Source organism: Lacinutrix sp. MEBiC02404 (assembly GCF_053601575.1).
Genome location: NZ_JBSHNV010000091.1, coordinates 1 through 6,424 on the forward strand (window position 1 = coordinate 1; position 6,424 = coordinate 6,424).

General features: G+C 29.7%; 7 protein-coding genes. All 7 read left to right on the top strand.

All coding sequences use genetic code 11. The annotated features are described in order from the left end of the window. The first annotated feature begins 142 nt into the window (after positions 1–142). Complete coding sequence (locus tag ACVCXO_RS00600) at positions 143–589, top strand: hypothetical protein (protein WP_452227660.1); 447 nt, start codon at positions 143–145, stop codon at positions 587–589. A 162-nt stretch (positions 590–751) separates the two neighbouring features. After that, complete coding sequence (locus ACVCXO_RS00605) at positions 752–1,216, top strand: hypothetical protein (RefSeq protein ID WP_452227661.1); 465 nt, start codon at positions 752–754, stop codon at positions 1,214–1,216. 160 nt (positions 1,217–1,376) lie between these two features. Then, positions 1,377–2,267, top strand: a complete 891-nt coding sequence (locus ACVCXO_RS00610) for a hypothetical protein (RefSeq protein ID WP_452227662.1) — start codon at positions 1,377–1,379, stop codon at positions 2,265–2,267. Positions 2,268–2,425: 158 nt separating this feature from the next. Beyond that, positions 2,426–2,854, top strand: a complete 429-nt coding sequence (locus ACVCXO_RS00615) for a hypothetical protein (RefSeq protein ID WP_452227663.1) — start codon at positions 2,426–2,428, stop codon at positions 2,852–2,854. 185 nt (positions 2,855–3,039) lie between these two features. After that, positions 3,040–4,557: an ArnT family glycosyltransferase gene (locus tag ACVCXO_RS00620; protein WP_452227664.1), complete on the top strand. Its 1,518-nt coding sequence runs from the start codon at positions 3,040–3,042 to the stop codon at positions 4,555–4,557. Between the two features lie 167 nt (positions 4,558–4,724). Further along, entirely contained in the window at positions 4,725–5,426 is a 702-nt protein-coding gene (locus ACVCXO_RS00625; RefSeq protein WP_452227665.1) for a hypothetical protein, read from the top strand. Continuing rightward, complete coding sequence (locus ACVCXO_RS00630; RefSeq protein ID WP_452227666.1) at positions 5,413–6,168, top strand: hypothetical protein; 756 nt, start codon at positions 5,413–5,415, stop codon at positions 6,166–6,168. The genes ACVCXO_RS00625 and ACVCXO_RS00630 overlap by 14 nt, the downstream gene beginning before the upstream one ends. Positions 6,169–6,424 lie beyond the last annotated feature (256 nt).

Below are 6,424 nucleotides of genomic sequence, written 5' to 3' on the forward strand. Positions count from 1 at the left end.
TAAACACTCCTAATTTCATCCATCTTAATCAAGGAATTGAATATCGCTCCTACAAAAAAAATAAAGAAAATTTAGAATATTTGACCTTCTAATTAACGAAAAATGAACACGAAAAAGGTCAACCTATTTCAGTATAATACAAATGACCTACGAAAAAATAATTATTGGTGCTGGAGCTTTAATGGGATTATTCCTTTTAAATAAAACCAAGCCTGTTTTTCTGAAAGTTACATTACTGATTTTAGTTTCATGTTCAATTCTATCGTTTTACCAAGATTCGGATCTTATAAACACAATTTCATTCTTAGGTTTTGGAATTTTAGCTTTGGTGTTTAGCATTTATAGCGGAATAAACAAAAAGTGGTTGAATCTGATTATTGGTCTATTTGCTTTTGTCTCTTTCTTTTTCAAAGTAATGTACTATCCTTATGCTAACGAACTAAAACTTTCAATGATAATCCCGATTATAATTTACATAGTTTTACTCATAAAAAATAAACTTGAAAACAACCAGCTATCGATATTGACAATTCTTGTGGCTTATGAATTAACGGAATTTCTGAAATTGATTACTCTGTGGATTGATTAAAAACCGATTTGCTAACACCGTATATAATTAATGGCTGGTTCTAGCTTGCTTACGAAAATTCTTCCGAATTTTCTATTTGGTTTTTATTTGCTAAATTAGTTGCTTACACACGCCACTAATCATATACAAACACGTTAGCAAATATTAAAAAAACGACCGATAATGTTTAAAAAAATATTTACTAAAAAAATAAATTGGCAAGAAATAAAAGATTCAGGGAAGGCTTTTCCTGAAACTAAAATATCTATTGTCGAAGTGACATCAGAAAATGGAGAAATGTCAACTGCTTGGATAAATATTGGCTACAAAGATTATGCTTATAAAGAATTCTGTGAAACTCTTGGGATTTTAACTGTTGACTTTGAAGATATGAATGAATTAGATTATGGAGAAATTCAAACATATTTAGAAACTGAATTGAATAAAGCTTGTATTACACATCTAATTTCAAGAATCCCAACTGAAACTGGAATTGAAATGTTGTTTTATTTTGAGGACCAAGATTTAATACAAGAAAAATTGGAAAAAATATATTCAAGTGAAAATTTATTATTTGATTTTGGTTGTAGTTTACAATTAGATTCTGGCTGGGAAACGATAGAGCGAATGATGGAAACATATGGATAGAAAAATAACATTTGCTAACACCGTATATAATTTATTGCTGGTTCTAGCCTGCTTACGAAAACCCTCGCGGATTTTCTATTCGGTTTTTATTTGCTAAATTACGTTCTTAACCACGCAACAAACCATATACAAACACGTTGTGGGCAATTAAAAAAACGGAATGGCAACAGATGGAACGAAAATAATTGATGGAGATACTGCTCACGACACCTATTGGGGAATTATGGATTTGTATGACAGTGGAGCTGAATTAAAAATGATTTTAAATGAATTTCCTTTAGAACAAACTGAATATTTTGACGACTTCGATAACGAAATATATGTAACAAGTTGCGGACTTGCATATTGGGAAATTGGACTTATGAATCTCGAAAGGATAGAGTACATTGAAAATATAATCATAAAAAATGCTTGTGTTATAGAATGGACGAAACTATCTGAAAAAGAGGGCAAATCAAGGAAAAGCCATTTGACTCGGTTTTTAAATAAGATTCGCAAAGAAAATATTAAAGTTCGTAAACCAAAAAAGTATCGTAAAATATCCAACTTCATCTTTAGCGAAAATGATATTTTGTCGTTTAAGCTCAAAGACAATAGTTATAGAAGTCTAATTTGTATGAAAATAGACCAATACAGAGGAAATTGTAATTATTGGTTTGTTCCAACAATTTATGAAAGTTTAAAAAAACCTACTGAAAAATTAATCACTAACGAAATGATTTTAGGCAGAACAATTGGTTCTGGCTATGACAAAGAAACTACTCGAAAAGAACAAAAAGGAATTGATATTATTTGGGAGTATGTTGGAGGAAATCCTAACTTCTTTTTTGGGTTTGTAATTGACGCAGTTGAACACAAGGACTTACTAAAATTTAAAGACTCTTTTGAAAAGATAGGTTCCGTAAAAATAGTTGAAGGACTTAAAAAAACAGGCTCATTCGGCTATTCAGAAAACTTTGAACGATTTGAAAAAAGATATGCAGATTTAGAAAATGAAATAAAAATCTTTGGTTATAAAAAATATCCAATCGAAATTATGATGGAAAAATAACTGCCCACAACACCGTATATAGTTTATTGCTAGTTCTAGCCTGCTTACGAAAACCCTCGCGGATTTTCTATTCGGTTTTTATTTACTAAATTACGTTCTTAAACACGCAACAAACCATATACAAACACGTTGTAGGTAATTTGAGAAAAACGGAACTAATGAAAAAAATATTGTACTTTTTAATCGGAATTTTAGTGTTGAGTTGTGTAAATAAAACTGACTCTCAAAAAAAATCTGAATTAGTAATAAACTCGAAAACAAATTCAATTGAAATTATATATTCTGACTCAAGAGAAAAAACTATTGAGAGTTTAAAAAAAATATGGAATTGTGAATTCCCATTGATTTCGAAAAGTGAGACTAATTTTAATGGGAAAATATCGAATGACATTACTATAATGATTTCGGAATTTAAACCTGTTACTTCTGAAGAAAAGAAAAATAAGATTGAACTAACTTCTGATATAATTAAAAAAAGTATTCGGAATTATAAAGAATTTTCGGAATTAAAAATCATTACAAGTTATACAACAACAGATGGAGAAAGAAGAACATCGAGTAAAACTATTAAAATGACTGAAATATAAAAACTACCTACAACACCGTATAAAAATAATTGCGGTTTAGTGCTTAATCAAAGGTCGTTGCGTGTTTGTAACGTCTGATTTTCCTTCGGAAAATCCTCGCATACAAACCCGCAACTATTCTTATACATAAACGTTAGCGGTAATGCAAATAAAACACGACGAAACAAGAACAAGTAGAGATTAAAATGAACAAACAGACCAAGCTAATAATTCTTTTTTTCTGTATTATTAAATTGACACTTCACTTAATTGCAGATAGTCATTCGGGGTTTCAAGGAGATGAATTATTACATATTGAAACTGGCAAACATTTGGCTTTCGGATATATGGAATTTCCGCCATTGATTGGGCTTTTTGCATTTATCCAAAACCTTTTTGGTAGTAATTCGGTTTATGTTCATCATCTTTTTGCACATATTGCAAGTTTATTAATTGTAATCTATGTAGCAAAAACAATAATTGAATTAGGCGGAAAAAATAAAGCAATATTTTTAGCTCTTTTTTGCATCATCACCGCACCAAGTTTTGGTCGTTCTCAACAACTTTTTCAACCCGTAGTTTTCAGTCAATTATTTTGGTTATTGAGCTTTTATCAACTAACAAAGTTTGTAAAATATCTTGACAGTAGAAGTTTATGGTATTTAACCACATTTGTTATTTTAGGCTGTACAACAAAATATGATGCTTTATTTTTCATATTCGGTTTAGTTGCATTATTATTCTATAAACGAACACGCCAAGCTCTATTTCAACTACATTTTTGGAAAAATATCGTTGTTGTTGTTCTGTTATTACTTCCAAATTTAATTTGGCAGTACACAAATAACTTTCCTGTTTTGCAAATGTTTAATCGCTTATATGAAACACAATTAGACAATATTTCCCAAATTCAAAATACAGCTAACTTATTGATGGGTATTAATCCTATAGTATCATTACTCATTATTGTACCAGCATTTATTTATCTGTTTAAAAACAATAAATCAATAAATCACCCATTAGCAATTTCTATAATTTTGTCAATCCTTTTTCTTTCATTTAAAAACGGAAAATCGTATTATTTTTACCCAATTGTTTTAACAATTATACCTTTTGGAGCTATATTTTGGGAACAAATTGTATTAAACAAAAGAAAGTGGGTAATTTATCCGATTACCATTTCACTACTTTTAAGTTCAGTTTTCATCCCATTTGGAATGCCTGTTTATTCTTTCAATCGCTATATAACAAAAATTTATCCATTTGAAAAGAAAGAAATTGAAGGTGGGAAATATGCCATAAAGTATGATGAATATTATACTAATCAGAAATGGGAAATAACGATGCAGGACTTGAAATCTGTTTACGACAGTTTGCCATTAGCGGAAAGAAAAAATTGTATGATTTGGGGTAAACATTACGGACAAGCCGGTGCAATAAATTTATTAGGCAGTAAATATAATTTACCAAAAGCATTTTCTTATCACGGCAGTTACTATAGTTGGACACCAAAAGGAGAAATGCCGAATACTATTATGACTTTGAGTTATCGTGTTGGCGATTTTTTTAGTGATTATTTTGACGAAGTGAAATTAGTAAGAACAATTTACAATCCATATGCAGACAATGAAGAAGAACTTTATCAAAGAATTTACATTTGTAAAAAACCAAAACAGAATTTTGAAAAAATGAAAGAAATATTTAAAACAAGAATATTTGAATAAATAAAGGCACTACCGCTAACACCGTATATAAGCTATGGCTTGGTCTGTGCCCATTTGGAAAATCTTTGGATTTCCCAAAGTTAGTTTATATTTGGAGAAGTTCGTGCCAAAACACGCCACAGCTCATATACATAAACGTTGTAGGTAATTAAAACCAACATTTACGAATGAATGAAAAGTTGATAATTATACTGATTGTACTGCTTTACTTTTCACCAGTATTTTATCAATTCTATTTATTATTAAAAGAGCGAAAAGAGGAGAATAAGAAACTGCTGAAAAGATTATTACGCTTTACGAAATACAGTTTTCTAATTCTAGTTTTAACTTCAATTGCGTTTGGAGTTTTGAGTCATACAAACTACTTGAATTACGAAAAACCTATAACTTTTGACAAGTACGACCAAATAACATTTGAGAATTTCAAGGGATTAGAATTTTTCAAAAAGTCACTTTATGGTAACGAACGATTTGCTTATGTTGTTACTTCAATAGATAGTGATATTGATGATAATTCTGTAACTATACAATCATTATTCTATCCTTCGCGTTCTTTCGTTTATAAAAAAAACACGAATAGTACAGAACTCTTAACCCACGAAAAGTATCACATCAAAATTACAGAATTGTTTGCTCGAAAAGCAAAACAAGAGATATCTGCTTTAAAAACTTTCGATGAAAACAAAATCGAGGGAATAATAAAAGATGTAAAAACAAAAGAAAGAGTTTTTCAAAAAGAGTATGATTACAATACTTTTCACAGTTACGTATTAAGTGAACAAAAAAGATACGAGAAAGAAGTTGATAGTTTATTAACTTCGCTAAACCAATATGAAAATCCAAAAATTATAATTGATGACAAAAATTAAATTTATCCTTTTAGCATTAGTATTCCTAACATTAACTAATTGCGAAACAGAGAAAAATGAATACCCTTTAGATAAAAGATATTGGGATATTACAGACTATAAAGATGTAATCCTTAATTTGAGGTTTGGTTATGAAGACGATGAAAAGAAACCGACTTTTGATAATCCTGAACAAAGAATAATAGTTGAAAAACTAACAGACGAACAAAATTTCAAAATAGTACTTAAAGACAACGAATTAGGTTTAAAACACCGGAATGATGTTGCAACAGAATTTTTTGAGCGTTGGAAGGATATGCATCAAATTTACCAAGCAACTGACCGAAAAGATAAATATGTTTATGACATAGAAATGTTAGCTGTTTGGCAATATGGTTTGAGCTTGCAACTTGACTATTTTAAATTAGGAAATGACCTGATAAGAGAAAGTGCAGACGATCCAAATTCTTCAAGAGTTGAAAATAATATTAATTCAAATGTTAGAACTTTAATTGGTAATTACACTATTTATTTAGATGAGATAAACGAAGAAAAAGCATTTTCTGAAAAAGGGAGAACTAAACTTGCTGAGGGAATAGATAAGTACTTTACACAACTGATTGAACTTTATCCTGACGCAAATTATAGCGGAATGAAAAAGAAAGCGGAATTGATGCTTAAAAAGAGTGAGTCTGATAAAATCAAATCATCGCTGACAAAATTAATTGAATTAATCGATTCAAAGAAAAATACGGAAGAGTAACTACCTACAACACCGTATATAATTTATTGCTAGTTCTAGCCTGCTTACGAAAACCCTCGCGGATTTTCTATTCGGTTTTTATTTGCTAAATTTAGTGCTGAAACACGCAACAAATCATATACAAACACGTTAGCAAAAACAGTGTCAATCCTCTATTTTCTCTGCTATTGTTTTAGTTTGGGCTTACCTAATTCCCTAACTTATAATTAACAAAATTTGCTTAGATAAATCGGAACTAAAAGTAAAACTGAAGTCA